The organism is Paenibacillus sp. FSL W8-0194, assembly GCF_037969745.1.
GTDB lineage: Bacteria > Bacillota > Bacilli > Paenibacillales > Paenibacillaceae > Paenibacillus_AQ > Paenibacillus_AQ cookii.
Genome location: NZ_CP150205.1, coordinates 5,504,323 through 5,529,879 on the forward strand (window position 1 = coordinate 5,504,323; position 25,557 = coordinate 5,529,879).

Genomic DNA, 25,557 nt, shown 5'->3' on the forward strand with positions numbered 1-25,557 from the left:
AATTGAGCGGATTAATGTCATTTTTGCCCGAAACTATGAAAATCATCACAGCAAAACGCCGCAAAACCGTGCAAACCGTACAGTTTAACTGTATGCTGTACTCTTTGCCTCAAGAATGTTGGTTCAACTTTCCTTTGTGAACATTCTGTGAAATTGTTCCGGACGTTCTTTTCGGATGCCAAAATGATGCAAAATCGCTTGAACGATCCGCTCCGACGCCTTGCCGTCCCCGTAAGGATTCGCCGCCTTGCTCATCGATTCGTAAAGCGCCTGGTCGGTCAGCAGCGTTTTGGTGCGCTCGTACACTTTTTCCTCGTCCGTGCCCACCAGCTCGAGCGTTCCTGCCTCAATGCCCTCGGGACGTTCGGTCGTATCGCGGAGCACGAGAACCGGCACGCCAAAAGAAGGGGCTTCTTCCTGAAGCCCGCCCGAGTCCGTCAGGATCAGATGGGTATGAGGATAGAAGTTGTGCAGGTCCACCACGTCCAGCGGGTCGATCAGCTTGATTCGCGGATGGCCGCCGAGGATGGCGTGGGCCGGCTCCTTCACCGCGGGGCTCAGATGCACCGGATAGCAAATCGCGACGTCCTCGAATTCGTCGGCAATCCGTTTGACCGCGCGGAAAATGTTCATATGGGGTTCCCCTTGCGATTCGCGGCGGTGCGCCGTCATCAGGATCAGCCTTTTGCCTGCCGCCCATTCCAGCACCGGATGCGTGTAATCCGGCTGTACCGTATATTGAAACACATCGGTAACTGTGTTGCCTGTGACATAAATGCTTGATTCGTTTTTGTTCTCCCGTTTCAGGTTGTCCGCGGACCAATCCGTCGGCGAAAAATGAAGATCCGCGAGGATGCCGGTCAATTGGCGGTTCATCTCTTCCGGATACGGGGACAGCTTGTTCCAAGTCCGGAGTCCCGCCTCCACGTGCCCTACTTGGATTTTTTGCAGGAATGCCGCATAGCTGGCCAGGAAAGTCGTCAGCGTGTCGCCATGCACCAGCACGATGTCCGGCTGCGCTTCGCGAAGCACGGGCTCGAGCCCCTCCAGCACGCGGATGGTAATTTCGTTCAGCGTTTGCCGGTCCTTCATGACATCGAGATCGTAATCCGGCTTGATTTTGAACACGTCAAGCACCTGATCCAGCATCTGGCGATGCTGGGCGGTCACGCAGACCACCGATTCGATATGCTCGGGGTGTTTTTCCAGCTCCAAAATGAGCGGAGCCATCTTGATTGCTTCCGGACGCACGCCAAAAATCGTCATCACTTTTATTTTAGACATGAACTCTAACCTCTTTTCGCTTACTTGGTTCCGAACAGGCGGTCGCCGGCATCGCCGAGGCCCGGCACGATATATCCATGGTCGTCCAATTTTTCGTCGAGGGCCGCCACGTAAATGTCTACGTCCGGGTGAGCTTCCTGCACCGCTTTGACGCCTTCAGGTGCAGCGATCAGATTCATCATTTTGATCTGGGTGCAGCCGCGTTTTTTGAGCACGTCGATCGCCGCGATCGCGGAACCGCCCGTTGCCAGCATCGGGTCGATGACGATCAGCTCGCGCTCCGTCACGTCGGTAGGCAGCTTGGTGTAGTATTCGACGGGCTGCAGCGTTTCGGGATCGCGGAACAAGCCGACATGGCCCACCTTCGCCGCGGGAATGAGCTTCAAAACCCCGTCAAGCATGCCAAGGCCCGCACGCAGGATCGGAATGAGTCCGAGCATGCGTCCGGCAAGCACCTTGCCGTCGACCTCGGCGACAGGCGTCTGGACCTTCACCGTTTCAAGCGGAACCTCGCGCGTAATTTCATAAGCCATCAAAGAAGCAACCTCGTCAACAAGTTCACGGAAATCTTTTGTGTTTGTCCGCACATCACGGATAAAAGTCAGCTTGTGTTGAATTAAAGGGTGATCGCAAATCACCAGTTTTCCCATTGTATTGTCCCTCCGGTAATCGTAAGTCTAAGTGCTGCCAGTGCCGGTTTGCCATGTGCAAAGACGTCTAGGTACACAAATCTTGTTTATTATATCATTCCCTGAAATGAAATTGCACCACGTTTCACATGTTTATTTTCGCCCCAAGCCGCGGAAGATTAAACCTTTTGTGACAAGGGCTGCAATCCGGAAACCGTTTGGCCGGCCGGAGGGTCTTGGTGCGGCATGCATAAAAAAGGGGCCGGAGGCCAAGCCTCCAGCCCTTTCAGGTTCAAGTAGGATGCGAATTAATAGTTAAGTTCCGGATACAGCGGATATTGGTCCGTCAATTCCTTCACCATGGCAGCCGCTTTGGACAGGACGGTTTCGTCCTGAGGCTGCTTCAGCGTCATGGCGATGATTTTGCCGATTTTCTCCATGGCGGCCTCGTCCATGCCGCGCGAAGTGGCGGCTGGCGTGCCGATCCGGATGCCGCTTGTGACGAACGGGCTGGTCGGATCGAAAGGAATCGCGTTTTTGTTCACGGTAATGCCGATGGAATCCAGCACCTTCTCGGCGTCTTTACCCGTGATGTTCACGCTGCGTGTATCCACCAGCATCAAGTGGTTGTCGGTACCGCCGGATACGATGTTCAGGCCTTCGCCGATCAGCGTTTCGGCCAAAACTTTGGCGTTTTTCACGACGTTTTGGGCATAGGTTTTGAACGAAGGATCAAGCGCTTCGCCAAGCGCCACCGCTTTGGACGCGATGACGTGCATCAAAGGACCGCCCTGGGTGCCAGGGAATACCGCTTTGTCGATGGCCTGCGCCCACGGCTGTTTGCACAAAATCATGCCGCCGCGCGGACCGCGAAGCGTTTTATGCGTCGTTGTCGTGACGAATTGGGCATGAGGCACCGGACTCGGGTGAACGCCCGCGGCGACCAGGCCGGCGATATGCGCCATGTCGACCATGAACAACGCGCCCACGTCGGTTGCGATCGAAGCGAAAGCTTCGAAATCGATCGTGCGCGGATACGCGCTGGCGCCGGCAACGATCAAACGCGGACGGTGTTTGAACGCGGCTTTGCGCACTTCGTCGTAATCGATCAGGAAGTTGTCTTCGCGAACGCCGTAAGCGACGAAGTTATACAAAAGGCCGGAGGCGTTGACCGGGCTGCCGTGCGTCAAATGTCCGCCGTGGGCCAGGTTCATGCCGAGCACCGTGTCGCCGGGTTTGATCGCGGCAAGATATACCGCCATGTTCGCTTGTGCGCCGGAATGCGGCTGCACGTTGACGTGTTCGGCGCCGAACAGCTGCTTCGCGCGGTCGCGGGCGATATCCTCGACGATATCGACGCGCTCGCATCCGCCGTAATAACGTTTGCCCGGATAACCTTCCGCATATTTGTTCGTGAGGACGGAGCCCATGGCCTCCATCACCGCTTCGCTGACAATGTTTTCGGAAGCGATCAGCTCGATGTTGCTGCGCTGGCGCTTCAGCTCCAGATTCATCGCATCCAATACCGCAGGGTCCTTTTTACGCAATTGATCCATCTTCTTGTTCCTCCCTTAAAATAAACTTTCCTATTTTTTTGTGCATGAACGCTGTCCAATCCCCGACGTTTAATCGCAAGCGGAGGCGTTGCCCGCATCCTGCCCGGGCGAGATGCGGTACACCGCACGCTCGCCGCCGATCAGCTTCGGCCGGGTGAAGGCGGTATTCACGCGCGCCTCCCCCACATATCGAAGCTTGGTGCGGTAAGGCACGGCCACGCGCCGCAAATGCATCCCGATCAATGTTTCTCCGATGTCGATCCCCGCATCCGCTTCGATCGTTTCGGCCAAACACGGCTCCTTCATGGAGCGGTATGCCGCGCTGGCCATGGAACCTCCGGCCTTCGGCACCGGTACGGCCGCCACTTCGGTCAGCCGCAAAGCGGCAAGAAGGGAACGCTCCACGACAAGCGCCCGGTTCAAATGCTCGCAGCACTGGAACGCGAGCTCGAAACCGAACTCGCGGCTGACTTCCCGGATGCCTTCCAGCAGCTCCTGCGCCACTTCAAGCGCCCCCGAGGTGCCGATCCGCCGGCCCGCCACTTCGCTCGTGCTGGTTCCAACCACGACGACCTTGCCGGGGCCAAGCCCGGCCGCTTCCGCCAGCTCGCGCAAAATGGCCGACACTTGCTCTTTTAGCGAAACTTCCGCCGGAATGCCTTGTTCGGAAAATTCCATGCGAATACCTCCCTAGCGCTGCAGATAACGGTCCTCGATCGCTTTGATTTTGCCGACGCGCTGCGTATGGCGCTCTCCGCTGCTGAACGGCGTATCGAGCCAGATTTTCGCGATTTCCTGCGCCAGGCCGGGGCCGATGACGCGCTCGCCCATCGCCAGCACGTTCGAATCGTTGTGCTCCCGGGTCGCTTTGGCGGAAAATACGTCATGCACCAGCGCGCAGCGAATGCCCGGAACCTTGTTGGCCGCGATGCTCATGCCGATCCCCGTACCGCAAATCAGAATGCCGCGATCAGCCTCACCCGAGGCAACCTGCTCGCATACAGGCAGGGCATAGTCCGGATAATCCACGGAGTCAGCGCAGCTGCACCCCACGTCCACGACCTCGTGGCCCATTTCCTGAATAACGGCGATGATGTCTTCTTTCAAACGCACTCCCGCGTGATCTGTTCCCACAGCAATCTTCATGTTTCGAAAAACCTCCCTGAATGTCGTGCTTTTGTGACTTCTTGTACATTATACCCTATTTCAAAGCCACAAGATGAAAATACCTTCATGGGGATGCCTGCAAAATCCTCCCTATGAATACAAAAAAGAGCAGTCCGCGGATAACCGCAGAATTGCTCTTTTGCCCAGGCGACCGGCCGTATCATCCGGTGCTCCATCGTGGTTTCATCCACAGTTGTCGCCAGTTACACCGGATCCAAGGTTTTTCACAACCATCATAAATCATTAGACGGCGAAAAGCAAGCAATTTCGGTGCTTGCTCCGCCTGCCGGAGGCGCACCGGGGAAACGTGCAGCCTGGGCCGCTGTATCCCTTGAAGAGGTTCGTTGACGCGCCCCGGATCAAACCGAAGCCGATCCCCACGCTTTGCTTACGAAGCGCGATAAGCTTCCAGCTTATCCAGCAAACGTTCGATCGCGGCCCGGATTTCTGCCGCGGCCAAATCATAATCCTCCCGGGACCCCCCGAACGGGTCGGAAATATCGAAGCTCGGCACGCGCTGCTGGATTTCGATCAAGCGTTCCCGCTCCGCATCGGTCAGCTCCTGTCCGAGCGAGCGTTTGACCTCCCAGGTCGCGTAAAGGCCGTCCAGTTCTTTCAGGTCGTTCAGCACGCCTTCGTCGTCTTCCACGTATTCCTTCAGCGTGAACACTTTGTCCGCCGCATGCGGAAAGTTGCGGATGACCTGCTGCTTATGGCTTTGGGTCAGCGTAAGGATCAAGTCGGACCAATCGACCGCTTCCGGCTTCAACGATTTCGAAGTCAGGCGGTCGCCGATCTCATGGTCGCGCAATACTGCCTCCGCATGCCGCGACATCGACATGCCGTCCATGGCCGCGACGCCGGCGGAACGGGCTTCCACGTCGATGCCGCGGTCCTTGGCCATTTTGCGGAGAAGGGCTTCCGCCATCGGGCTGCGGCACGTGTTCCCTGTACACACAAACAAGATATGCTTCACGTCTATCGCACCTCCCGGATTGTTCTTTGGCGATTATTGTATCAAAAGATAAAGGCGAGGCCAAATGCCAGCAGGATCACGCCTCCCAGCGCCTCCCCGAAATCCCCCAGGTTGCGGCTTGCCCTCCGGCCCAGCAGGAGTCCCATGACCGACATCACTCCGCCGCTGATGCCGAAGGCAAGCACGGTGACGATCAAATTGCTCTGGAACATCCCGAGCGACAGCCCGACGGAAAAGGAATCCACGCTGACGCTTAAGGCGAACAACAACATGCCCGGCAGCGACCGGTGGTCGATCATCCGGGTCTCTCCGCTTTTGAAAGAGCCGAATACCATGTGAACGCCGAGCAGGATGAGCAGTCCCCCGGCAACATAGTCGGCTACCTGTCCAAGCAGGGAGCTCATGTATTGTCCGGTATACATGCCGATCAGGGGCATCAGGATATGAAACAAGCCGATCAGCACGCTGATCTTCAGCACGTGCAGCAGGCGAATCCCTTTCATGCCGATTCCGATCCCCAGGGAAAATGCGTCCATTCCAAGTGCCGCGGCCATCATCAGGATCGCGATCAGCTGACCCAAACCGGCGGGTGTCTCCAACATTCCCATTCCTCCATGTCCGTTAGGTTCTTGTACAACCATATGCGGACAGGTGGACAATCATGACTTGTACGTTGTGGCGGCCAAGCTACCGATCGGCCCGCCCAAGCCTGACGACGTCCTGTCCCGCCGCCTTGCGGAGGCGGTTCATGATCGCCGCGCCGATGCCGTCTTCCGGGCAAGCCTCGGATAAAATAAAACCGACTCCCTCTTCGTCCATGCGGCGCAGGGCGGCATACAGGCGATGCGCAGCGGCGCTCAAATCGGACAGGCTCCCCAGCGACTCGACGCAATCGGCCTGATAGCGGCCGATATGCTCCTCGAACGCAAGGACCCCGGTCCGTTCGCCGCGGGCAGCGGCTTCCCGCAAATGGCGGGCAATCCAATCGGACACTTCGGACGCCGAAGGTCCCGTGACGATGCGGAGCGCGCCCTGGGGAGCATAATGCGTATATTTCATTCCCGGAGCTCTCGGCGCCTGGACAGGCTCGCTTCCGGACTCCGGCAGAAGCGCCGGATCCAAACGCGCCGGCGCTCCCGCCGCCTGCGACAGCTGCTCCAGCGTCACGCCGCCCGGCCGAAGGACGGTCACGATGCCGTCCTCCGCCACCTGAACGACGGTCGACTCGACGCCGACGCCGGTCGCGCCGCCGTCGACGATGCCGCCGATGGCGCCGGCAAGGTCCTCCAGCACGTGGCCGGCCAGCGTCGGGCTCGGCCGTCCCGAGCGGTTCGCGCTCGGCGCCGCCACGGGACAGCCGGATTCTTCGATGAGCGCCAGCGCGACCGGATGATCCGGCATCCGAATCCCGACCGTGTCCAGTCCCGCGGTCACGCGGTGCGAAAGCGCGCCGGACCGTACCGGCAGCACGATCGTGAGCGGTCCCGGCCAAAAGGCTTCCATCAGCCGCCGCGCCGCCGGGCTAACTTCCTTTACCAGCCCGTCCAGCTGATCCTTCCGCGATATATGTACGATCAGCGGATTATCCGACGGTCTGCCTTTCGCCCTGAATACCGCTTCAACCGCTGCCGTGGAACGGGCGTCTGCGCCAAGGCCGTATACCGTTTCGGTCGGAAAAGCGACCACGCCTCCTTCCCGAAGAATGGCCGCCGCCGGTTTAAGCGCTTCTTTCAGCCTGCCGGGCTCGGAGAGAAGCTCCGGACCGATACGCCAATAAGGCGTGACCGATGTCCCCGAAACCGTCTCTTGATCTGTTCGTTCCATGTTTATCCCTGTCTTTCTGTCTGATGTTCATCCCAATATTTAAAAAAGACCCAAATTCGAACCACGGCTTTGCCTCAGGCTTTTCAGCCGATCAGCGACCCGTCGAGCAGCCCCCTAACGCGCATATTGCCGTGATTATGAAGTTGAGCCGTTTGACCGATGAAATGGTTTATCCATTCCTTATCTTATCACACCTGAAACGATGGTTGTATCTCCCGCCCGGGCCGCCGTCCGGAAAACGCCGGATGCGAAAATGTCAAAACAAAGCCTTGAACCAGCTGAAGATCCCTTCGAGCATGTCCCAGAGAAAAAAGCGGACTTCCGGTTCGGATGCTTTGACCGGCGCTTGATCTGCGGCTTTTGCGGATTGGCTTCCCGGCTCCCCCGGGCTGTAGGACGTTTTTTTCGTTTTGCCCGACAACTCTTTGGACGATTCCGCTTTCGCCGCAGCGGGTTTTGCCGCCGCGTCGCCGCTTCCCGCATCGATGAAGCAAAGCGGCGGGAACAGCACGCACCACCAGTTCTGGCCTTTGCCTTCGCCCAGCGTGATCCGCAGCGCTTCATAGTTTCCCGCAGGATACACGGTGCCCCCGTACAATTTCGTCGGGAAAGGCACAACGCCGAGTTCCACGCGGTAACCGTAGCCGATCCCCCGCTCTTCCAGCTCTCTGCCTACCAAGTCATGAAGCTCGGGCAAATGTTCGCGGATCGTTGCGCGAGCGGCCTCCAGACTTTGCGGATCCTCCAAATCCTGTACCCAGGCATCCATTTGCTCTACCACCGCATCCCGGATTTGCCGCTTGACGAGCTGGTCGTCCGGATGATCGGAATTGGCCAGGATGCGCAGCCGGATCGATTCCCCCGGAATCGGCCCGCCGGCGACGGCCGCGTCCGTTTTTTGCGCTTCCCAAGTCATGGCGAGCATCAATAAGATACAAAAAATAATGACGGTATTCTTCACCAAAGACCGGAGACGGTCTCCTTTTTCGTTATGATTCCACATGCCGTTCATGCCCCCTCTATCAAATCCTGCTATGATACTGACCAGTATGGCCGGAAATGATAGAGTCTAAACCTGGCAATCTATGAATCTAGCGAAATAGTACAAAAGACCGTTCTCCCATTACCTTTGAAGGTCAGGGAAAACGGTCCACTTGTCCGTGTCAGGCCTGTTTGGCGGCCGCAGCTTTCTGCGGCGCCGGGGCGAAAATATCCTCGCTCACCTCGTGGCCGTGCACGCGCACGCTCATCACGATGCCGATGCTGGCCATATTGATGAGCAGCGACGTACCGCCGTAGCTGATAAACGGCAGCGTAATCCCCGTCAGCGGCATGAGCCCGATAAAGGCGCCAATGTTTTCGAAAATCTGGTAAAGCATCATCGACACGACCCCGACGATCAGCAGCGGCCCTGCCCGGTCCCGGCATTCGAGGCAAATCAGGATCATGCGGTGAATCAATATGAAATACAGCAGCAGAACGACCGACGATCCGACAAACCCGAACTCCTCCGCGATTTCTACGAAAATCGAGTCGGAATACGTGTAAGGCACGCGGCCGGACTGGACCGACGTCCCCTGCATGTACCCTTCGCCCATCATGCCTCCGGAAGCGATGGCAAGTTTGGCGTTTTTCGTATGGTACGAGGCTTTGGCCGTCGCTTTGTCCGGAACCAGCCAAGGGTCGATCCGTTCCGTCCAATGTTCTCGCCCGATGTCTTTCAAGAATTTTTCGATATTGTCATGAAAGTGAATATAAGAGAAAATCCCGCCGACGGCGACCGCTCCCAAAATAATGAGGGCCAGAAACGCATGCAGGAACTTGATGTTCCCAACCCACAGCAGCCCGAGCAAAATGAGCACATAGCTGAGCGCGTTCCCAAGGTCGTTTTGGATCATAACCAGCGCAAACGGAATAAAGGTCAGCCCCCCGATCGGCAGCACGTCCCTCCATAGGGAAAGCTTGGGTTTGGGCCTTTTCATCAACAAATACGTCAGGAATATGATCAAAATGAGCTTGAACAGCTCGGCCGGCTGCAGGCTGAATCCTCCGAATTTGAACCAGCCCTGGGCCCCGTTTACGTCCGATCCCAAAAAGTTGACCGCGACCAATAACGCGTTGCCGAACAAATAAATATATAACGCATACTTGACGAGCAACTTATAATCCAGTAACACCAGCCCGAAAAAAACGACAAAAGCCAAGATGTAATACTGGAGCATTTTGATGTGGGAGCCTGCGAACTTGGTATCCGTAGTAACGCTGTATATTGCCATGATGCTGACGCCCATGAAAATCATAAGTATAAAGACGACGACGTAATCCACTTTTTTTAGCTTCTGAAGCATCTGCTATCCCCCTGATGCGGGCCTCTCCCGCCCTTCTTGCCGTGATCCTTGCCGAAAACTCACTGTACTATTGTAATGGAATAGCAGCCCCATATTCAATTCCTGTTAAATCCATCGCGAAGACGCCGGAGCAAACGGCCGTACCGGCCGCCTTTCTCCATGCTTTCCGGAAGCGGAAACGGCTCTTCCTCCTCTTGCCCATGAATCCGGATGCTCATAACAACCCCGATGCTCACCATATTGATGACCAGCGAGGTCCCCCCGTAACTGATAAAAGGGAGCGTGATCCCGGTCAGCGGCATCAGGCCGATAAAAGCCCCGATGTTGACGAATATCTGATAAACGAACATCGCGATGATGCCCGTGATCAAATACGGCCCGGCCCGGTCGCGGCAATCGGCCGCGATCAGCACCATCCGGTGGATCAGGATAAAATAAAGCAGCAGCAGCACCGACGAGCCGATAAAGCCGTATTCCTCGGCGATCTGCACGAAAATCGAGTCGGCATAAGCCAGCGGCACGCGCTCCGATTGGATCGTCGTGCCTTTCATGTACCCTTTGCCTTCGATGCCTCCCGAACCGATGGCCAGCTTGGCGTTGTACGTTTGCCAGCTGACGTCGCGGGAGGCGAGATCCGGCACCAGCCACGGGTCGAACCGGGCGATCCAGTGTTTTTTGCCGAGATCATCCCTAATCAGTTTGACCGCCTTGTCATGATAATGGATGTAAGCCTGAATGCCCCCGAAAATGGCGGCAGAGGCGATCGCCAGCGCGATAAACGCATGCGAATATTTGATGTTGCCGACCCACAGCAGCCCCGCCAAAATGACCATGTAACTGAGGGCGTTGCCCAGGTCGTTCTGCAGCATCACCAGCGCCCAGGGAACCAGCGTGACAAGGCCGAGCGGGACCACGTCCCGCCAGAACAGCAGTTTGTTTTTGCGCTTGCGGACCAGCAGGAAGGAAATGAAAATGGTGAGAAACAGTTTGAACAATTCCGCCGGCTGCAGGCTGAGCCCGCCCGGAAGCGTGATCCACCCTTTGGCCCCGTAATATTCGTTGCCGAATAACAGCACCAGCACGAGCAGCATCAGGCCGAACAAATAGATATATAAGGCATACCTGACCAGCAGCTTGTAGCTGATCAGCGAGAAACTCAAAAAAGCCGCGAATCCGACCACGTAATAAACGGCCATTCGCTCCGAATAATGTCCGATTTTGGGCCTGCCGGCCGTGACGCTGTAGATGGAAAGCAAGCTGAACGCCATCAACGCAAGCAGGATGAAAATGATGGACATGTCCATGCGTTTGAATTTCTGCAGCATGCGGCATCCTCCAATATGTTTTGGATTTGGCGAAATTCCCCAAGCCTCAATACCTCTATTGTAGTTTAAACCGGATGCAAAGAAAAATTTACCTCAGGCGCGGCACGTTGGAGACGCCGATCACGTGGCGCTCGATGCCGGCGAGGTCAGGGACGATGATGATTTCGTCCCAATGGCCGGCGGCGCGAAGGAGCTGCGCGACTTCGCGGGCCTGCCCCTGCCCGAGCTCGAAGGCGATGAGCCGGGGCGGGGCCTGGAGCAGCGTCAGCTGCTCCATCATGAGGCGGTACGGCGCGAGTCCGTCTGTGCCGCCGTCAAGTGCGGTGCGCGGCTCGTGGTCGCGCACCTCCCGCTGCAGGCCGGCAATGTCGGCCGCAGGAATGTACGGCGGGTTGGACACCAGAATGTCCAACCATTCCCCCGCAAACGGTTCAAGCAGGTTGCCTTCCAGGAAGGCAACCTGCGCGCCGTTTGCGGCGGCGTTGCGCGCGGCCACCTGCAGCGCGCTTGCCGAGATGTCGCTGGCACGGACATGCCAGCGCGGGGCGTGCAGCGCCAGCGTGACCGCGATGGCGCCGCTGCCCGTGCCGATGTCGGCGCACTCGAGCCGCCGCTCGGCGCCGTTTTTGCCCGATGCCCCTTCACCGGAGGCATCGGGTCCGCCTGGAGCGCCGCTTCGCGCGGCGCCCTCCGGCCATAAACGTCCGGCCTGCGTCAGCACGGCCTCCACGAGCAGCTCCGTTTCCGGCCGCGGTATGAGCACGGCCGGCGTTACCTCAAACGGGATGCCGTAAAATTCCTGCATCCCGATAATGTATTGCGCCGGCTCCCCGGCCCCGCGGCGCGACACCGCGCGCTCCCAAGCTTCGCGGCGCTCCGCCGGGAACGGCTCGGCCAGCGCCATGTAATAGGCGGCCCCTTCCAGCCCCAGCACATGCTCAAGCAGCAGCTGGGCGCTGCGCTGGGGTTCGGTTACGCCGCACCCGCTTAAAAAAGAGGAAGCCTCAACGAAGGCTTCCCGTATCGTTTGCTTTGGCGTCATCACGAACGTGGCATCATGCAAAGCGTTATTCCCCTTTTTCCATCAGTTCCGCCTGTTCGGCGATGTTCAGCGCGGAAATGATTTCTTCGATTTCGCCGTTCATCACCTGATCGAGCTTATGCAGCGTCAGGCCGATGCGGTGGTCCGTCACCCGGCTTTGCGGGAAGTTGTAGGTCCGGATCCGCTCGCTGCGGTCCCCGGTGCCGACTTTGCTTTTGCGCTCGCCGGCGTATTTCGCTTCCTCTTCCTGGCGTTTCATATCGAAAATGCGGGCACGCAGCACCTGCAGCGCCTTTTCTTTGTTCGAGTTTTGCGATTTACCGTCCTGGCAGGTCGCCACGATTCCGGTCGGGATATGCGTAACCCGCACGGCGGATTTGGTCGTGTTGACGGATTGTCCACCCGCGCCGCTGGAACAGAACGTGTCCACGCGGATATCCTTGTCGAGAATCTCGATGTCGATATCCTCGACTTCAGGCATGACCGCCACCGTCGACGTCGACGTATGGATCCGGCCGCCCGACTCCGTTGCCGGGATGCGCTGCACGCGGTGCGCTCCGCTTTCGTATTTCAATTTGCTGTAGGCGCCGCGGCCGTTGATCATGAAGATAACCTCTTTGAAGCCGCCGAGATCGTTCATGTTCGCTTCCATCAGCTCCACGCGCCAGCCTTGGGTATCGGCGTAGCGGGTGTACATGCGGTACAGGTCGGCCGCAAACAGCGCCGCCTCGTCGCCGCCCGCCGCGCCGCGGATTTCGACGATGACGTTTTTGTCGTCGTTCGGATCTTTTGGAAGCAGCAGGATGCGGATGCGTTCTTCCAGTTCGGTCTGCCGCGAGGACAGCTCCTCGATTTCCATTTTGACCATTTCGCGCATCTCGTCATCGAGCTTTTCGCCTTGCATCGCTTTGGCGGCCTCCAGCTCTTCCGTTACGGTTTTATATTCGGTATAAGCCTCGTAAGCAGGCTGTAAGTCGGATTGTTCCTTCGAATATTCCCGAAGTCGCTTGCTGTCGTTCACAACATCTGGGTCGCACAGCAGCTCGCTGAGTTTTTCATAGCGGTCTGCCAAGGCTTGCAATCGGTCCAACAAGGGGGGTCACCTCTCCTGTTTTTAATATATTCCGGGCCCCCGCAAAGCAATCGGAATAAGCTTCAGACATCACGCGTCACTTTGTGGGGCTGTTTTTTTGGTATCATATGAAGAAAAAGCCGTTTATCCTTTCGCTAGCACACCATGGACAGACGACTTTTTATTATAACATGGAACATGTATTTTTTCCAGCTTCAAAACAGTGGCCCTACTGAACTCTGAAATAGCCGGGATTCAAGCTTCCCGGGTTGAGTGCGGTGCCAACGGTTCAAGGTTCCGCACCGGAATCCATCCATATCCTGCCCGCTCGCCATGCGGCACCATCCCCATTCGTTCAGTTCCTTAAACAGTTCAACCGTGTCGCCTTCGTCGACATCGAGTTCATGCGCGCAGTAGTTTTCGGTGATCCTGCCTTCCGTCCCGTTTTTTTCGATGATTTGCTCGGGCACCCACCCCTCCATGCCGCCGTCAAGGGTGTAGCAGTATCTCCAGTTTTTCCAGCCTTCGGGATCATCGTCGATTCGGCCGAGCACGACCGTCTGACCTTGGATCAGGCGAATCGGGTGAGGATAATTGGAGCGGTGCCGGGTATGTACGCTATAGAATTGACTCATGCCTGCCTCCCTAACATCTTCATGTTCGCTTAGCATTTTAAACCTCATTGTATGCCAAAATGGAAAGCAAGCAAAGGCCAGCCGCAAGATCATTCAAAACAAATACAGCACCCTTCCGCCTTAGGGTAGAATTAAAAAAAAGTTTTTAAAAATCTTGCAGGGTTCGTTTCGCGCGGGGCGTCTAACGAAATGAAACGGGAGGAGGGGAGAAGACTGGAAGAGTTGCAATGGGTCCGGGCCGTCAAGGCCGGCCATCCGGAAGCTTACAAATACCTGGTGCAGCGGTACCAAAACATGGTTTACCACGTGTGCCTTAAAATAACGTCCGACGATACGTCGGCCAAGGATTTGTCACAGGACATCTTCATGAAGGCTTATTCGGCCCTTCCCGCCTTCCGCGAGGATTCCTCCTTCTCCACCTGGCTGTACCAGATCGCCGTCCGCAAATGTCTCGACTGGAAGCGCGCGCAGCAGCGCGAGCAGGCGCGGCGGAGTCCCGGGGAAGTCAACGAAAACGATTGGGTTACAAGCGAGACCCCGGAACAAATCGTACTGTCCGAAGAAAAAAGCAGCCGGATCCGAAGGATGGTCGACGAATTGGCGGAGCCGTACCGGTCGGCCGTCCGGATGTATTATTTTGAACAATGCTCTTATCAGGAAATTGCCGAGAGGCGCGGGATCACCGCCAAAACGGTGGAATCGCAGCTGTACCGTGCAAGGGCGATGATGCGAAAGAAAGGAGAGGAATTACGATGAAATGCGAATTGATCCAATACCAGCTGGGGGCTTATACCGCAGGGGAACTTCCTCACGAATCCTCCCTTTTCATCGAACAGCACCTCCGTACCTGTCCTGCCTGCCAGGCATGGCACAAGGAGGTACAGGAAATGGCCCTCATCTGGCAACAGCCTGGAGAAACGAACGACTTTCCCGATTTAACGGCGGACATCATGGATGAAATCCGGCAGATGCCGCCTCTATATACGCGCCAGACTTCGCGTTTGAAGCCGAGGGATTCCCGAAGATCGATGATCGCCCATTTTGGGGTAGCGGCCTGCCTGGCCTTCTTCCTGTTCCAATTCAACGTGTTCGAACACGTAAGCTCAGGCATCACCCAGGCGACGCAAATCTTCTCCGATTCCGTGGATCATATATTTAAGGAGGGTAAACGATGATTAGAAAAAGTAGATGGCTGACGTTTTTGCTCGCGATGATTCCGGGCGTCGGACACCTGTACCTGGGTTTCACCAAACAAGGACTGCAAATGATGATCGGGGCCGCAGCCTGCATCATCCTGATTCCGTCCATTCCGATGATTTTCTCGTTCGCTCTGGCGATTCTGTGGTTCTATCAACTGTTCGACGCGCTGCAAAAAGCCGCCTGGATGAAAGCCGCAGCCCTGGAGCAGGAACGCATGATGATGGGGCAGGAAACCTTCGGGTATCCTTGGACGATGCAGGATTTGATGGCAATGGGCGGATATCCGCGGGAAAACCAGCTGAATCCGGTCTGGACCGGGATCGGGTGCGTCATCGTAGGGGCAGCGGTACTGCTCATGACCATCTTCCCCGCGCTCTGGCACTGGCTGCTTCAGCAAAACACGGCCAGCGTCCTGCTCGCCGTCGCATTAATCGGCTACGGCCTGCGGCTGTTGCTAAAAAAACCCGATCGTAGAGGGAGCGAATCTTTATGAACCCCCAAGTGAATCAAACGCCTCCGCCCGTCAAGGTCGGCCGATGGACTTCTGCCATCGGCCTGATCGGCATCGGCGTGATCGTTTTGCTGCAATTCAATAACATCATTTCGTTTGAAGCGCTCAAATACGTTTGGCCCATGCTGCTGATTCTGCTTGGCGTCGAGGTGGTCATCGCCAATATCGTCCACTCCGAAAGAAGGGTCCGTCTCGGCGGATTCAGCGTCACGATCCTGATTCTGCTGCTGCTGGTCAGCATGGTTCAGACCGTGGTTCCCGATGTAAGCAGCTTGTTCAACCGGGGATATGTCAGCGCCATTCGGGGCCAGGAGGAAATAGGGAGCAGCATCAAACGCGTCGAAATCATGGTCGATCACGGGAAGATCAACGTCACCGGCACCGAAGACGCCAAGTTGACCTACGACGGAAAATTTCGTTTCCGGGACGCCAAACATCAGGAAGATGCCGACCTCAAAGCCAAAGAAAGATGGAAGGTCAGTTCGTCGGGAGACACGCTCGTCCTTTCGCTCGAAGACAATCCTGAAATTTGGTTTAATTTCGGCTTCATCCCGGATGATTATTTGAACGTATCGGTTCCGAAATCGCTTGAGGTCGAGGTTCATACCAAAAACGACTCGGTGACCGGGAAACAAATGGACGCCGGCTTCACGGCCGTAACCACCAACTCGTCCATTACGCTGGAGGAAATCAAAGGCAGCGTGTCCGCTTCGACGACAAACGGAGCGGTTCGCGTGAAGGACATCGGCGGCTCCGCCCAAGCGAAGTCGACCAACGGGGCCCTTACGATCGAACGGGTCGCCGGCGCGGTCACCGCCAAGACGACCAACGGAGCGATCCGGGGAACATCCGCCATTGGCGGCGACTGGACCTTAAGCAGCACGAACGGCAGCATTAACCTGAAGGTTCCCGAAAACACAAGCGCCGAAATCAAGGCCAAAACCACCAACTCATCCATCAGCGGCAGTGTTCCGTGGACCGAGGACGGCGGTGATAAACATAAACAGGCCGTGGTCGGGGACGGTTCCCACCAAGTCGTGCTGTCGACATCCAACGGGAGCATCAAGGTCAATTATGGAGAGTAACCTTTAGCCGCCTTTACAGGAGATGTTCATTTTATTCGTTCGTAAAATTAAAGATCGGCCTATCGAGATTGTTCATCTCGTTTAGGCCGATCTTTTTGTTTGCAGGCCCCGTCGTTCATTCTTTATTCATCGACCAGCTCCAACAAGTAATCGGTGTATTCCTGCTCGCTCATCTTCGAAATGGCGGCCGCCAGCTTGTCCTGGGCTTGTTCGGACGGCAGCCGCTCATAATCGGCTTGGTTTATTTTGGCCATCCGCGCCCGATATGCGGGCGTGCTGTTCTGCTCGATATATTGAATGACTTCCTGCATGGGCATTTTCTTTAGCGTCCAAATACTGATGTCGTCGCTCAACGGATCCTCCCCCTTTTTAACCAGATGTCCATGTACTCCTATGGTGTCCGATCACCGTGACACCCATTCCGTTCATTTCGGGCGTTGCCTTGCCCGGAGCCAGACTAAGAGATGTAAAAAGGCTGCCCCCGGGCAAACTGAACTCTTTCGCTAATTGACTAGCAATCGGGTGCAGTGCGCTGTCGGGACAGCCTAATATGTCGAACTCTTCTTACACGTTAAACCGGAAATGCATCACGTCGCCGTCGGCAACGACGTAGTCTTTGCCTTCGAGGCGGAGCTGGCCGCGCTCTTTGGCCGCGTTCATGCTGCCGGCGGCCATCAGGTCATCGTAGGATACGACCTCGGCCCGGATAAATCCGCGTTCAAAGTCGGAGTGGATCACGCCTGCAGCCTGCGGCGCCTTGGTTCCTTTGCGGATCGTCCACGCCCGTACTTCCTGAACCCCGGCCGTGAAATAGGTATACAGGCCGAGCAGGCGGTAAGCCGCTTTGATCAGGCGGTTCAGGCCGGATTCCTCAAGGCCCAGCTCTTCCAGGAACATCGCCTTGTCTTCTCCCTCCAGCTCGGCGATTTCCGCTTCGACTTTCGCGCTGATCGGCACGACTTCGGCATGTTCCGCCGCCGCGAAATCTTTGACCTGCTGCACGTAAGGATTGTTGTCCGCGTCGGATACCCCGTCCTCGCTGACGTTGGCCGCATAAAGAACCGGCTTCATCGTCAAGAGATGCAGATCGCGCAGCACAACCTTCTCGTCTTCGGTCAGCTCCACGCTGCGCGCAGGCTGATCGTTGTACAACGCTTCTTTGACGCGTTCCAGAATGGCGATCTCCTGCTCGTATTGCTTGTTGCCGCCCTTCATGTTTTTGCGGGCGCGGTCGATCCGTTTGTCCACGCTCTCCAGATCGGCCAAAATCAGCTCCAAATTAATGGTCTGAATGTCGCTGACCGGATCGACCTTGCCGTCGACGTGCGTAATGTTTTCGTCCTCAAAGCATCTGACGACATGGACGATGGCGTCCACCTCGCGAATATGGGCCAGAAACTTGTTGCCAAGCCCTTCGCCTTTGCTGGCGCCGCGGACCAGGCCCGCGATATCCACGAATTCGAATGCGGTGGGCACGGTTTTGTTCGGCTGCACAAGTTCGGTGAGCTTGTCCAGGCGCTCGTCCGGCACCTCGACGACGCCGACGTTCGGGTCGATCGTGCAGAACGGATAGTTGGCGGATTCGGCTCCCGCCTGCGTAATCGCATTAAACAAAGTGGATTTGCCGACGTTCGGCAGTCCCACGATACCTGCTTTCAAAGCCATGGATGATGACACTCCTATTTCATATTGGACTAGGCTTAAGCCTGAATGAATTGAAGGATGCTGCAAACCCTCATCTATTAAAAAAACACATACGCGAATCCTCGTTACTTCGCTGCAAATGCGCAGCCTCTCAATCCTACCCATTATATATTAGAACCTTGGGGGCATCAAGATAAGGAACCGATTCCCCGCCGATGCGGCGGAGGTTCGCGCCAAACGCCATGATCCCTTCCACAAAAGGGCGGAAAGCTGGTGCAGACAGCCGTCACGGCGAAATCCGGACCAGCCTGTCGGTCGCCCGCAGCGCGGCGATATCGGCCGCGCCGATCCCGAACATGGCCGTGCGCAGCTCAAACTCGACTTGGGCCAGCACCGCATGCAGCGCCTCCTCCGACTCCACGGCCGGGCCAAGCATGCTTCGCCCGTACCCGGCCAGGTCGGCCCCAAGCGCAAGCACCTTGGCGGCATCCACGCCGGATTGGAGGCCGCCGCTGCCGATCAACCCGGCTTCCGCCGAGGTTTTCCGGATCTCCGCGACACATTCGGCCGTCGGATTGCCCCACCCGGCAAAGGCCTCGGCCGCTCTTCTTCGCATCGGATCTTGGCTGCGGTGCTTTTCGACCTGGCTCCAGGAGGTGCCTCCGGCTCCGGCGACGTCGATGAATTTCACGCCCGCCTCCAAAAGCAGCACCGCCGTCTCCCCGTCGATGCCCCAGCCGACTTCCTTGACCCCGACCGGAACCTCCAGCTGCCGGCATACATGCTCGATTTTGGACAACAATCCGCTGAAGTTCGTATTGCCTTCGGGCTGAAACACTTCCTGCAATCCGTTCAAATGAAGCACCAGCATGTCCGCTCCCGCTATGTCGACCGCACGGCGGCACTCCTCCGCCCCGAAGCCGTAGTTGAGCTGCACCGCTCCCAGGTTGGCGATGACGGGGATCGTGGGGGCATGTTTACGCACATGGAAGGTGTATGCAAGCTCTTCCCGCTCTACGGCGGCGCGCACCGATCCGACTCCAAGCGCCCAGCCCCGCGCCTCTGCGGCCGCGGCAAGTCGTTCGTTTATGGCCCCGGTCGCTTGGCTTCCCCCCGTCATGGAGCTGATCAGCAGCGGCGTGCGCACCGGCCTGCCCAAAAAGGAGGTCTCCAGGCTGATGGCCTCAAAATCCGTCTCCGTCAGCGCGCAATGGCGAAAGCGGTATGTTTCCAGTCCGGACGTCACGCCTACGCCGCTGACATCCTCCGTCAAACTGATCCGCACATGTTCGATTTTTCGTTCTCCCGTTGCGATTTCCGGCAAAAGCGATTTTTTGCCCGTATGATTATCGCTCATCGCGATCCCCCTTCCGCATCTTCCCGCTTGGCCATACACATGTGATCCGGCCGAATATGAACCCGTAGATTACGCATCCGTCCGCCAAAATATTCTCCTATCATCTCATTTCTAACCCTTTAGTTCAAATCCGATTCATGACCGGCGCCTTTTTAGTCCAGACTAGAAGGTGGATTTGAAAAAACGGACGGAACGCGTAAAAAGCAGCCGAAACGGAGGATGACACATGCGACAAAAGGCGGACAGTGCCGCGGCTTACGGGGCGAATCCCCCCTCTTCAGACAACCGATCCGAAAGCCTTCGCCGCGGAAAGCGGCGCAAAGGCCGCTGGGCCACGGCTTTGTCGGCCCTCCTCGTGCTCTGGCTCGTATGCGTGGTCATATACCAGACCCATAAACCGCTCCCTCCGGGCCTTTCCCACGAAAGCCCGCTTTATTACGTGAACAACGTCCGGTTTCTCTATGACCTGACCTACCCCGATCCGTCCGGCAGGGTGGTGAGCGAGCAGCAGATCAAGGACCGCATCCATGAAATCGTGGACGAGTCCCGGCGGTTTCTCGTGATCGACTTGTTCCTGTTCAACAACTACACCCATAAGGGCCAAAACTTTCCGAAGGTCAGCGAAGATTTGACCGATCACCTCATACGCCACAAAAAGGCGTTCCCCGCCATGGACATCGTTATGATTACCGACCCGGTCAACACGGAATACGGCTCCGCTCCCAACCCGTTGCTGGAACGGCTGAAGGCAGCCGGGATCCGGGTCGTGGTGACGGAACTGAATCCGCTGCGCGACCCAAATCCGGTCTATTCGGCGGTATGGCGCACGTTTATGCAATGGTTCGGCGAATCCGGCCAAGGATGGGTGCCGAATTTGATGGCGAACAAAGCTCCGAAAATGACGGTCCGCTCCTACTTGAAGCTGTTAAACGTGAAGGCAAACCACCGAAAAGTCGTCGTTAGCGAAAAAAACGCCCTCGTCCTTTCGGGCAACGTCCACGACGCCAGCGCCTATCATTCCAATGTGGCCCTGGAAGTGCAGGGTCCGGTGATTCAGGATATTCTCGCGTCGGAACAGGGCGCGGTCGACTTATCGAAGGGAGGCAAGCTTCCGCGGTACATTCCGGATGAACACGCAGGAAAAAACCGGGGGCCGATCGGCGTCCGGTATGTAACGGAAGGCAAAACGTACAAATACGTGCTGCAGGAGATCGAGAAGGCAAAGCCGGACGATACGCTGTGGATGGGCATGTTTTACATCGAGGACAAAAAGGTGGTGAACGCCCTGCTGTCCGCGGCGGCGCGCGGCGTGGACGTCCGCCTGGTGCTTGATCCGAACAATAACGCCTTCGGACAGAAAAAAATCGGGATTCCGAACCGGCAGATCGCTCCCATGCTAACCAAACGTTCAAAAGGGAGCATCTCCATCCGCTGGTACCATACGACGCAGGAGCAGTTCCATACGAAAATGATGTACATCCAAAAGCCGACCGGACATTCCGTCATCATCGGCGGCGCCGCAAACATGACCCCTCGCAACCTGGACGATTACAACCTGGAAAACGACCTGTGGGTTTCCATGCCGGCGGGCTCGCCGCTGGATTTGCAGTTGCAGCATTATTTCGACCGCTTATGGAACAACCGGGACGGCTCCTTCAGCCTCGATCTCGGCGCCTACCGCACCACCTGGTACGAAAATCTCATTTACCGCGTCCAGAAGGCGGTCCGTTACACCACCTATTGACGGTGGTATTACGGTACCCCCGGTATTCCCCCGCCGACATGGAAGCATGCAAAAAAGGCGTTCCGCCGGGCGGGACACCTTTTTTTATGGCGTTTTTATGGTTGCTCGCAAACGGACTTAAACTGGCAGCGGTCGCCGCACAGGCGGCCTTTGCCGTGCGGTACGCACATCGGCGTGCCGAAAATCGGGTCTTCCGCGATCATGCAGTCCATGTAAAACACTTCCTTGACCATCTGAGGCGTCAGCACGTCTTCGGGTGCCCCGGCGCAAAATACGCCCTGGTTTTTGACCGCGATCATGTGGTCGGCATAACGGCAGGCCAGATTCAAATCGTGGAGCACCATGACGATAGTGCGGCCCTGTTCGCGATTGAGCTCGTACAGAAGATCGAGCACTTCGATCTGATGGTTCAGGTCCAAATATGTGGTCGGCTCGTCGAGCAAAATAAGATCGGTATTTTGCGCCAGCGTCATGGCGATCCACGCCCGCTGTCTTTGGCCGCCGGATAGCGAATCCACCGTGCGTTCCGCGATGTCGGTAAGCCCGGTCATCTCCAGCGCTTCCCGCACAAGCCGTTCGTCCTCCTCGCTCCACTGCTTCAGCCAGGACTGGTGCGGATATCGGCCTTGTTTGACCAGCTGCAGCACCGTGAGTCCTTCGGGAGCCGTCGGCCCCTGCGGCAAAATCGCCATGTTTCTTGCTACCTCTTTGGTTGATGTGCGGTGGATTTCCTTGCCGTCCAGAAGCACAGATCCGCTTTTCGGTCTGAGCAGGCGGGCCAGCGAGCGCAGCAGCGTCGATTTGCCGCATCCGTTGCTGCCGATCAGCACGGTCACCTTTCCTTCAGGAATCTGAAGGCTGAGGTCCTTAATAATTTCCGTATCTCCGTAACTGAGTGTCAGCGCCTCGGTTTGCAAAAGCGTCATCGCCGGTTACCTCCCCATTCTCTGTTCTTTTGATCGCCATCCAAGCCAAAGTTCCGCCAGGCAGCAAATGATAATCATTATCACAAATATAAAATGTCCCGGAACCAATGTCAATACGGCGGGCTTGCCCGCCCCGCTATAAAAGCGGGGACATCAGGCGGGCGAGCGACTCCAGAATCCGTTCGGGAATTTTCTTTTTCATGAACTTGTCCATGACGATTTGCTTCGTCGATTTGAGATCCCGCTCAAAATCCGATACGATCCGCTTCACGCTTTCCGTCTGCACGAGCAGCGCGTTCACCTCGAAATTCAAATGAAAGCTCCGCATATCCATGTTCGCCGTGCCGATCGTGGCCACTTCGCCGTCGATGATGAGCAGTTTGGAATGCAGGAACCCTTTTTCGTATTCGTAAATTTGCACGCCGACGTCCAGCAGTGCCGGGAAATAGGAATGGGATGCCAGAAACGGCAGCCATTTATCCGGTTTTGCCGGGAACAGGATGCGAACGTCCAGGCCCGACATGGCCGCCACCCGCAGGGAGGTGAGGATGTCCTCATCCGGTATGAAGTACGGCGTCGCCAGCCACACGGATTTTTGCGCGGAAGTGATCATGGAGAAAAATATATTTTTGAGCGCGCGGCGGTCGTTGTCCGGCCCGCTCGGAATGATCTGGACGGCCCCGCTGTTCCGTTCCGCCAGAAGCGGCGAAAGGTATTCCGCCTCCAGCACCTGTTCCCCCGTCATGTAGTTCCAGTCCTGGAGAAAAATGATCTGCAGCGTCCGGACGGCTTCGCCTTTCACGGACATGTGCGTATCCCGCCAGAAGCCGTAGGTGGCATTGCGGCTCAAATATTCGTCCCCGACGTTCAGACCGCCGATGAACCCCACGTTCCCGTCGATGACGACGATTTTACGATGATTGCGAAAGTTGACCCTCGACAGGAAAAACGCTTTGGAGCTTCCGTATGCCGCAACCTTGACCCCGGCGTTGGCCATCTCCCTCAGGAACGACTTCGGCAGCTGCATGCTGCCCCAGGCATCGTACATAAACCGCACGTGGACGCCGGCTTTGGCTTTTTCTATCAAGATCCGCTGAATCCGGGTCCCGATATCGTCCGCCCGGTAAATGTAATACTCCATATGAATATGATGTTTGGCCTTTTCCAGCTCCTGCAGCAGCGTGGAGAAGGTTTCTTTGCCGTTGGTCAAAATGCGGGTTTCGCTCGAAAACGAAATCGGCGTCCTCGCCAATCTCTGGGACAGCTTCAGCAGCTGCTGCTGCATCGGATTCAAATCCGACAGGTCCTGCTGAATGCGGACGCTTCCTTCCTCGAGCATCTCGTAGATTTTCGAATCCTGCTCGGCCTTTTTGTCGAATTTGCGGCGTTTGAAGTAGTTTTGCCCGAACAGCAGGTAAAAAAACAGCCCCACGACCGGCACCAGCGCCAACAGCAAAATCCACGCCATCGTCGATGAAGGGTTTCTGTTCTCCATAAATATCATGAATCCGAGCGATACGACGGTCAGGGTCGAAAATATGCTGACGATCGTGCCTGCCGTTTTGCCGAAAAACCCGAATCCGACGTAATAAAAGACAAATAATAAAGCCGCAATAAGTACAGCCTGTATAGCCCTTCTCATCTCTTCCCCCGATTCGTCCGCTTTTCCAAAAGCGCGGCCTGTTCCGGAATTTGGCGAAAATCCAGGTACAGCCAGCAAATTCTATTCTACATGAAGTGACGCCATCTTCCTATAGATCCCGCGATAAAAAACAGTTTAAAAAACGGGATTTGAAAGGGGGCCATCCCTTTTCTTAAACAGAAAAATTTGACGCAGATAAGGACGCCTCTTCAAGGCAATGATCAAAAAGATGCATCGGCGGTCTTGACAACCGGCTGCATTCGTGAAATGATGTCCCTAACGACCGTTAGGTAGTTTTAATGGAGGCGATGTTTATGAATGCAAAACGAATGCTTTTGGAAACCGCGCTGGCGCATTTTGCGGAGGATGGTTACGAAGGGGCCTCGCTGCAGAAAATAGCCGAAGAAGTCGGGATCAAAAAGCCTTCCATATACGCCCATTTCAAGGGGAAGGACGACCTGTTCCTCTGTTCGCTCAAAAACGCGCTGAAAGAAGAAAAGCGGCGAATTACCCGCTTTTTCATCAGCCGGAAGGACCAGCCGCTGGATCGGCGTTTGTCCGGGCTGCTGGCCTTTCTTCAAGAGGAATACAACCGCAGCAGCGAGAGCAAATTCGTGCTTCGAATGTCCTTTTTTCCGCCTTCTTCCTTGTACGACGAAGTCATGAAACTGATTTATCCCTTTTTGGATTCCATGGAAAGGCGCGTTTTGCGGCTGATGGAGCAAGGGAAGGCGGACGGGACCGCACCCATCGCCAATCCCGAGGATGCCTCGGTGGCCTATATGACCTTGGTGGACGGCATTATGATCGAGATGGTGTACAGCGGGATGGCCAGCGCCAAGCGGAGACTGAAAGCATCCTGGCCTATTTTCTGGGCAGGCATTCAAGCTTCGCAAGCCTAGAAGGAATGATTAGAGGAGGGGATCAACATGAACCGGAATTGGTTGTACGTTATTTTGGGCGGCGTCGTCGAGGTGCTGTGGGTTTCGGGCTTGAAACACTCCACTAACCTGTTGGAATGGATTCTGACGATTGCCGCGATCGCGGTCAGCTTTTATCTCATTATCGAAGCATCGAATCATCTTCCCGTGGGGACGGTATATGCCGTCTTTACCGGTCTTGGAACGGCCGGCACGGTCGTTACGGAAATGCTCGTCTTCGGGGAGCCGTTCAGTTGGCCGAAAACGCTGCTGATTCTCGTGCTGCTGGCAGGCGTCATCGGATTGAAGTTGATTACGGCGGATGAAGGCGCCAAGAAAGGAGCGGATGCGTAATGGCTTGGGCAGCGATCGTGCTTGCCGGGATCAGCGAGATTTTCGGCGTCATCGGCATCAAGGGCGTAACGCAGAAAAAAGGCTGGACCGCCTACTTGCTGCTGTTCGCCGCTTTCGCCGCAAGTTTTTCCCTGTTGTCTTTCGCGATGAATACCCTGCCGATGGGGACGGCGTACGCCGTATGGACCGGAATCGGGACCGTGGGCAGCACGCTTGTGGGCATGTTTGTGTTCGGGGAGCCGAAGGAATGGCGCCGCATGCTTTTTATCGCGATGATTCTCGGTTCGGCGGTAGGTTTGAAATTAATTTCGTAATG

The 25,557-nt window shown here is 56.4% G+C and carries 27 protein-coding genes and 1 riboswitch; of the genes, 8 read left to right on the top strand and 19 right to left on the bottom strand.

What is annotated here, in order from left to right; genetic code table 11:
- Positions 1-123: 123 nt before the first annotated feature.
- The 14 genes from wecB to MKY58_RS25515 all read right to left on the bottom strand — a co-directional run bounded on the left by wecB (position 124) and on the right by MKY58_RS25515 (position 13,858).
- Positions 124-1,284, bottom strand: a complete 1,161-nt coding sequence (gene wecB / locus MKY58_RS25450) for a UDP-N-acetylglucosamine 2-epimerase (non-hydrolyzing) (protein WP_339322571.1) — start codon at positions 1,282-1,284, stop codon at positions 124-126.
- Between the two features lie 20 nt (positions 1,285-1,304).
- Positions 1,305-1,934 carry a uracil phosphoribosyltransferase gene (gene upp / locus MKY58_RS25455; protein WP_036706382.1) on the bottom strand — a complete coding sequence of 210 codons (630 nt, stop codon included), beginning with the start codon at positions 1,932-1,934 and terminating at the stop codon, positions 1,305-1,307.
- 287 nt (positions 1,935-2,221) lie between these two features.
- The gene (glyA, locus tag MKY58_RS25460; protein ID WP_339322572.1) at positions 2,222-3,469 is read right to left on the bottom strand and encodes a serine hydroxymethyltransferase; all 1,248 of its coding nucleotides are present in this window, start codon (positions 3,467-3,469) and stop codon (positions 2,222-2,224) included.
- 69 nt (positions 3,470-3,538) lie between these two features.
- Positions 3,539-4,147, bottom strand: coding sequence for a TIGR01440 family protein (locus tag MKY58_RS25465; RefSeq protein WP_036706377.1), 609 nt, complete (start codon positions 4,145-4,147; stop codon positions 3,539-3,541).
- Between the two features lie 12 nt (positions 4,148-4,159).
- Positions 4,160-4,615, bottom strand: coding sequence for a ribose 5-phosphate isomerase B (gene rpiB, locus MKY58_RS25470; protein WP_036706374.1), 456 nt, complete (start codon positions 4,613-4,615; stop codon positions 4,160-4,162).
- A 155-nt stretch (positions 4,616-4,770) separates the two neighbouring features.
- Positions 4,771-4,853, bottom strand: a riboswitch (ZMP/ZTP riboswitch).
- 171 nt (positions 4,854-5,024) lie between these two features.
- Complete coding sequence (locus MKY58_RS25475; RefSeq protein ID WP_036706371.1) at positions 5,025-5,612, bottom strand: low molecular weight protein arginine phosphatase; 588 nt, start codon at positions 5,610-5,612, stop codon at positions 5,025-5,027.
- Positions 5,613-5,653: 41 nt separating this feature from the next.
- A complete protein-coding gene (locus MKY58_RS25480) occupies positions 5,654-6,214 on the bottom strand; it encodes a manganese efflux pump MntP family protein (protein ID WP_212949789.1) in 561 nt (186 codons plus the stop codon).
- A gap of 85 nt (positions 6,215-6,299) precedes the next feature.
- Positions 6,300-7,436 carry an L-threonylcarbamoyladenylate synthase gene (locus tag MKY58_RS25485; RefSeq protein WP_339322573.1) on the bottom strand — a complete coding sequence of 379 codons (1,137 nt, stop codon included), beginning with the start codon at positions 7,434-7,436 and terminating at the stop codon, positions 6,300-6,302.
- Between the two features lie 256 nt (positions 7,437-7,692).
- Positions 7,693-8,439 (bottom strand): stage II sporulation protein R, encoded by a 747-nt coding sequence (spoIIR, locus tag MKY58_RS25490; RefSeq protein ID WP_339322574.1) that lies wholly within the window; start codon positions 8,437-8,439, stop codon positions 7,693-7,695.
- 160 nt (positions 8,440-8,599) lie between these two features.
- On the bottom strand, positions 8,600-9,784 hold the full coding sequence (locus MKY58_RS25495; RefSeq protein ID WP_036706360.1) for an FtsW/RodA/SpoVE family cell cycle protein: 1,185 nt from the start codon (positions 9,782-9,784) through the stop codon (positions 8,600-8,602).
- Positions 9,785-9,879: 95 nt separating this feature from the next.
- Positions 9,880-11,109 (bottom strand): FtsW/RodA/SpoVE family cell cycle protein, encoded by a 1,230-nt coding sequence (locus MKY58_RS25500; protein ID WP_339322575.1) that lies wholly within the window; start codon positions 11,107-11,109, stop codon positions 9,880-9,882.
- A gap of 88 nt (positions 11,110-11,197) precedes the next feature.
- The gene (prmC, locus tag MKY58_RS25505; protein ID WP_339325249.1) at positions 11,198-12,151 is read right to left on the bottom strand and encodes a peptide chain release factor N(5)-glutamine methyltransferase; all 954 of its coding nucleotides are present in this window, start codon (positions 12,149-12,151) and stop codon (positions 11,198-11,200) included.
- Positions 12,152-12,176: 25 nt separating this feature from the next.
- Positions 12,177-13,244, bottom strand: coding sequence for a peptide chain release factor 1 (gene prfA / locus MKY58_RS25510; protein ID WP_036706357.1), 1,068 nt, complete (start codon positions 13,242-13,244; stop codon positions 12,177-12,179).
- 194 nt (positions 13,245-13,438) lie between these two features.
- The gene (locus tag MKY58_RS25515; RefSeq protein ID WP_339322576.1) at positions 13,439-13,858 is read right to left on the bottom strand and encodes an SH3 domain-containing protein; all 420 of its coding nucleotides are present in this window, start codon (positions 13,856-13,858) and stop codon (positions 13,439-13,441) included.
- 189 nt (positions 13,859-14,047) lie between these two features.
- Here MKY58_RS25515 and MKY58_RS25520 point away from each other — a divergent pair, with 189 nt between their 5' ends.
- The 4 genes from MKY58_RS25520 to MKY58_RS25535 are packed head-to-tail and all read left to right on the top strand — an operon-like array spanning position 14,048 to position 16,654.
- Positions 14,048-14,614: an RNA polymerase sigma factor gene (locus tag MKY58_RS25520; RefSeq protein ID WP_197069897.1), complete on the top strand. Its 567-nt coding sequence runs from the start codon at positions 14,048-14,050 to the stop codon at positions 14,612-14,614.
- Positions 14,611-15,033 carry a zf-HC2 domain-containing protein gene (locus tag MKY58_RS25525; protein ID WP_036706349.1) on the top strand — a complete coding sequence of 141 codons (423 nt, stop codon included), beginning with the start codon at positions 14,611-14,613 and terminating at the stop codon, positions 15,031-15,033. The genes MKY58_RS25520 and MKY58_RS25525 overlap by 4 nt, the downstream gene beginning before the upstream one ends.
- Entirely contained in the window at positions 15,030-15,551 is a 522-nt protein-coding gene (locus MKY58_RS25530) for a hypothetical protein (protein WP_339322577.1), read from the top strand. The genes MKY58_RS25525 and MKY58_RS25530 overlap by 4 nt, the downstream gene beginning before the upstream one ends.
- Complete coding sequence (locus tag MKY58_RS25535; protein ID WP_339322578.1) at positions 15,548-16,654, top strand: DUF4097 family beta strand repeat-containing protein; 1,107 nt, start codon at positions 15,548-15,550, stop codon at positions 16,652-16,654. The genes MKY58_RS25530 and MKY58_RS25535 overlap by 4 nt, the downstream gene beginning before the upstream one ends.
- Positions 16,655-16,776: 122 nt before the next feature.
- Here the strand turns inward: MKY58_RS25535 and MKY58_RS25540 are convergent, their stop codons facing one another.
- The 3 genes from MKY58_RS25540 to fni form a co-directional block, all read right to left on the bottom strand.
- The gene (locus MKY58_RS25540) at positions 16,777-17,007 is read right to left on the bottom strand and encodes a hypothetical protein (protein ID WP_339322579.1); all 231 of its coding nucleotides are present in this window, start codon (positions 17,005-17,007) and stop codon (positions 16,777-16,779) included.
- Positions 17,008-17,218: 211 nt separating this feature from the next.
- Positions 17,219-18,319 (bottom strand): redox-regulated ATPase YchF, encoded by a 1,101-nt coding sequence (gene ychF / locus MKY58_RS25545; RefSeq protein WP_339322580.1) that lies wholly within the window; start codon positions 18,317-18,319, stop codon positions 17,219-17,221.
- A 265-nt stretch (positions 18,320-18,584) separates the two neighbouring features.
- Positions 18,585-19,655, bottom strand: a complete 1,071-nt coding sequence (gene fni / locus MKY58_RS25550; RefSeq protein WP_339322581.1) for a type 2 isopentenyl-diphosphate Delta-isomerase — start codon at positions 19,653-19,655, stop codon at positions 18,585-18,587.
- 226 nt (positions 19,656-19,881) lie between these two features.
- On the opposite strand from fni, the gene MKY58_RS25555 reads away from it, so the two are divergent.
- Positions 19,882-21,399, top strand: coding sequence for a phospholipase D family protein (locus MKY58_RS25555; protein WP_339322582.1), 1,518 nt, complete (start codon positions 19,882-19,884; stop codon positions 21,397-21,399).
- A gap of 95 nt (positions 21,400-21,494) precedes the next feature.
- Here MKY58_RS25555 and MKY58_RS25560 read toward each other — a convergent pair whose 3' ends face one another.
- Together MKY58_RS25560 and cls are read right to left on the bottom strand one after the other, a co-directional pair.
- Positions 21,495-22,325 carry an ABC transporter ATP-binding protein gene (locus MKY58_RS25560; RefSeq protein WP_212949778.1) on the bottom strand — a complete coding sequence of 277 codons (831 nt, stop codon included), beginning with the start codon at positions 22,323-22,325 and terminating at the stop codon, positions 21,495-21,497.
- Between the two features lie 136 nt (positions 22,326-22,461).
- Positions 22,462-23,967 (bottom strand): cardiolipin synthase, encoded by a 1,506-nt coding sequence (gene cls / locus MKY58_RS25565; protein WP_339322583.1) that lies wholly within the window; start codon positions 23,965-23,967, stop codon positions 22,462-22,464.
- A 314-nt stretch (positions 23,968-24,281) separates the two neighbouring features.
- On the opposite strand from cls, the gene MKY58_RS25570 reads away from it, so the two are divergent.
- Genes MKY58_RS25570 through MKY58_RS25580 form a run of 3 tightly spaced genes read left to right on the top strand, consistent with a single transcriptional unit; the run spans position 24,282 to position 25,555 of the window.
- Positions 24,282-24,869 (top strand): TetR/AcrR family transcriptional regulator, encoded by a 588-nt coding sequence (locus MKY58_RS25570; RefSeq protein WP_339322584.1) that lies wholly within the window; start codon positions 24,282-24,284, stop codon positions 24,867-24,869.
- A gap of 27 nt (positions 24,870-24,896) precedes the next feature.
- The gene (locus MKY58_RS25575) at positions 24,897-25,241 is read left to right on the top strand and encodes a multidrug efflux SMR transporter (RefSeq protein ID WP_339322585.1); all 345 of its coding nucleotides are present in this window, start codon (positions 24,897-24,899) and stop codon (positions 25,239-25,241) included.
- A complete protein-coding gene (locus MKY58_RS25580; protein WP_339322586.1) occupies positions 25,241-25,555 on the top strand; it encodes a multidrug efflux SMR transporter in 315 nt (104 codons plus the stop codon). The genes MKY58_RS25575 and MKY58_RS25580 overlap by 1 nt, the downstream gene beginning before the upstream one ends.
- Positions 25,556-25,557 lie beyond the last annotated feature (2 nt).

Excerpts from the sequence above, each read along its gene's own strand:
- MKY58_RS25500 (WP_339322575.1), bottom strand. The coding sequence starts at position 11,109 with ATGCTGCAGAAATTCAAACGCATGGACATGTCCATCATTTTCATCCTG.
- MKY58_RS25515 (WP_339322576.1), bottom strand. The coding sequence starts at position 13,858 with ATGAGTCAATTCTATAGCGTACATACCCGGCACCGCTCCAATTATCCT.
- MKY58_RS25570 (WP_339322584.1), top strand. The coding sequence starts at position 24,282 with ATGAATGCAAAACGAATGCTTTTGGAAACCGCGCTGGCGCATTTTGCG.
- MKY58_RS25530 (WP_339322577.1), top strand. The coding sequence starts at position 15,030 with ATGATTAGAAAAAGTAGATGGCTGACGTTTTTGCTCGCGATGATTCCG.
- MKY58_RS25525 (WP_036706349.1), top strand. The coding sequence starts at position 14,611 with ATGAAATGCGAATTGATCCAATACCAGCTGGGGGCTTATACCGCAGGG.
- ychF (WP_339322580.1), bottom strand. The coding sequence starts at position 18,319 with ATGGCTTTGAAAGCAGGTATCGTGGGACTGCCGAACGTCGGCAAATCC.
- MKY58_RS25485 (WP_339322573.1), bottom strand. The coding sequence starts at position 7,436 with ATGGAACGAACAGATCAAGAGACGGTTTCGGGGACATCGGTCACGCCT.
- spoIIR (WP_339322574.1), bottom strand. The coding sequence starts at position 8,439 with ATGTGGAATCATAACGAAAAAGGAGACCGTCTCCGGTCTTTGGTGAAG.
- MKY58_RS25495 (WP_036706360.1), bottom strand. The coding sequence starts at position 9,784 with ATGCTTCAGAAGCTAAAAAAAGTGGATTACGTCGTCGTCTTTATACTT.
- MKY58_RS25555 (WP_339322582.1), top strand. The coding sequence starts at position 19,882 with ATGCGACAAAAGGCGGACAGTGCCGCGGCTTACGGGGCGAATCCCCCC.
- upp (WP_036706382.1), bottom strand. The coding sequence starts at position 1,934 with ATGGGAAAACTGGTGATTTGCGATCACCCTTTAATTCAACACAAGCTG.
- MKY58_RS25560 (WP_212949778.1), bottom strand. The coding sequence starts at position 22,325 with ATGACGCTTTTGCAAACCGAGGCGCTGACACTCAGTTACGGAGATACG.
- cls (WP_339322583.1), bottom strand. The coding sequence starts at position 23,967 with ATGAGAAGGGCTATACAGGCTGTACTTATTGCGGCTTTATTATTTGTC.
- MKY58_RS25535 (WP_339322578.1), top strand. The coding sequence starts at position 15,548 with ATGAACCCCCAAGTGAATCAAACGCCTCCGCCCGTCAAGGTCGGCCGA.
- MKY58_RS25465 (WP_036706377.1), bottom strand. The coding sequence starts at position 4,147 with ATGGAATTTTCCGAACAAGGCATTCCGGCGGAAGTTTCGCTAAAAGAG.
- prmC (WP_339325249.1), bottom strand. The coding sequence starts at position 12,151 with ATGACGCCAAAGCAAACGATACGGGAAGCCTTCGTTGAGGCTTCCTCT.
- rpiB (WP_036706374.1), bottom strand. The coding sequence starts at position 4,615 with ATGAAGATTGCTGTGGGAACAGATCACGCGGGAGTGCGTTTGAAAGAA.
- MKY58_RS25580 (WP_339322586.1), top strand. The coding sequence starts at position 25,241 with ATGGCTTGGGCAGCGATCGTGCTTGCCGGGATCAGCGAGATTTTCGGC.
- MKY58_RS25575 (WP_339322585.1), top strand. The coding sequence starts at position 24,897 with ATGAACCGGAATTGGTTGTACGTTATTTTGGGCGGCGTCGTCGAGGTG.
- glyA (WP_339322572.1), bottom strand. The coding sequence starts at position 3,469 with ATGGATCAATTGCGTAAAAAGGACCCTGCGGTATTGGATGCGATGAAT.
- MKY58_RS25520 (WP_197069897.1), top strand. The coding sequence starts at position 14,048 with ATGAAACGGGAGGAGGGGAGAAGACTGGAAGAGTTGCAATGGGTCCGG.
- wecB (WP_339322571.1), bottom strand. The coding sequence starts at position 1,284 with ATGTCTAAAATAAAAGTGATGACGATTTTTGGCGTGCGTCCGGAAGCA.
- fni (WP_339322581.1), bottom strand. The coding sequence starts at position 19,655 with ATGAGCGATAATCATACGGGCAAAAAATCGCTTTTGCCGGAAATCGCA.
- MKY58_RS25480 (WP_212949789.1), bottom strand. The coding sequence starts at position 6,214 with ATGTTGGAGACACCCGCCGGTTTGGGTCAGCTGATCGCGATCCTGATG.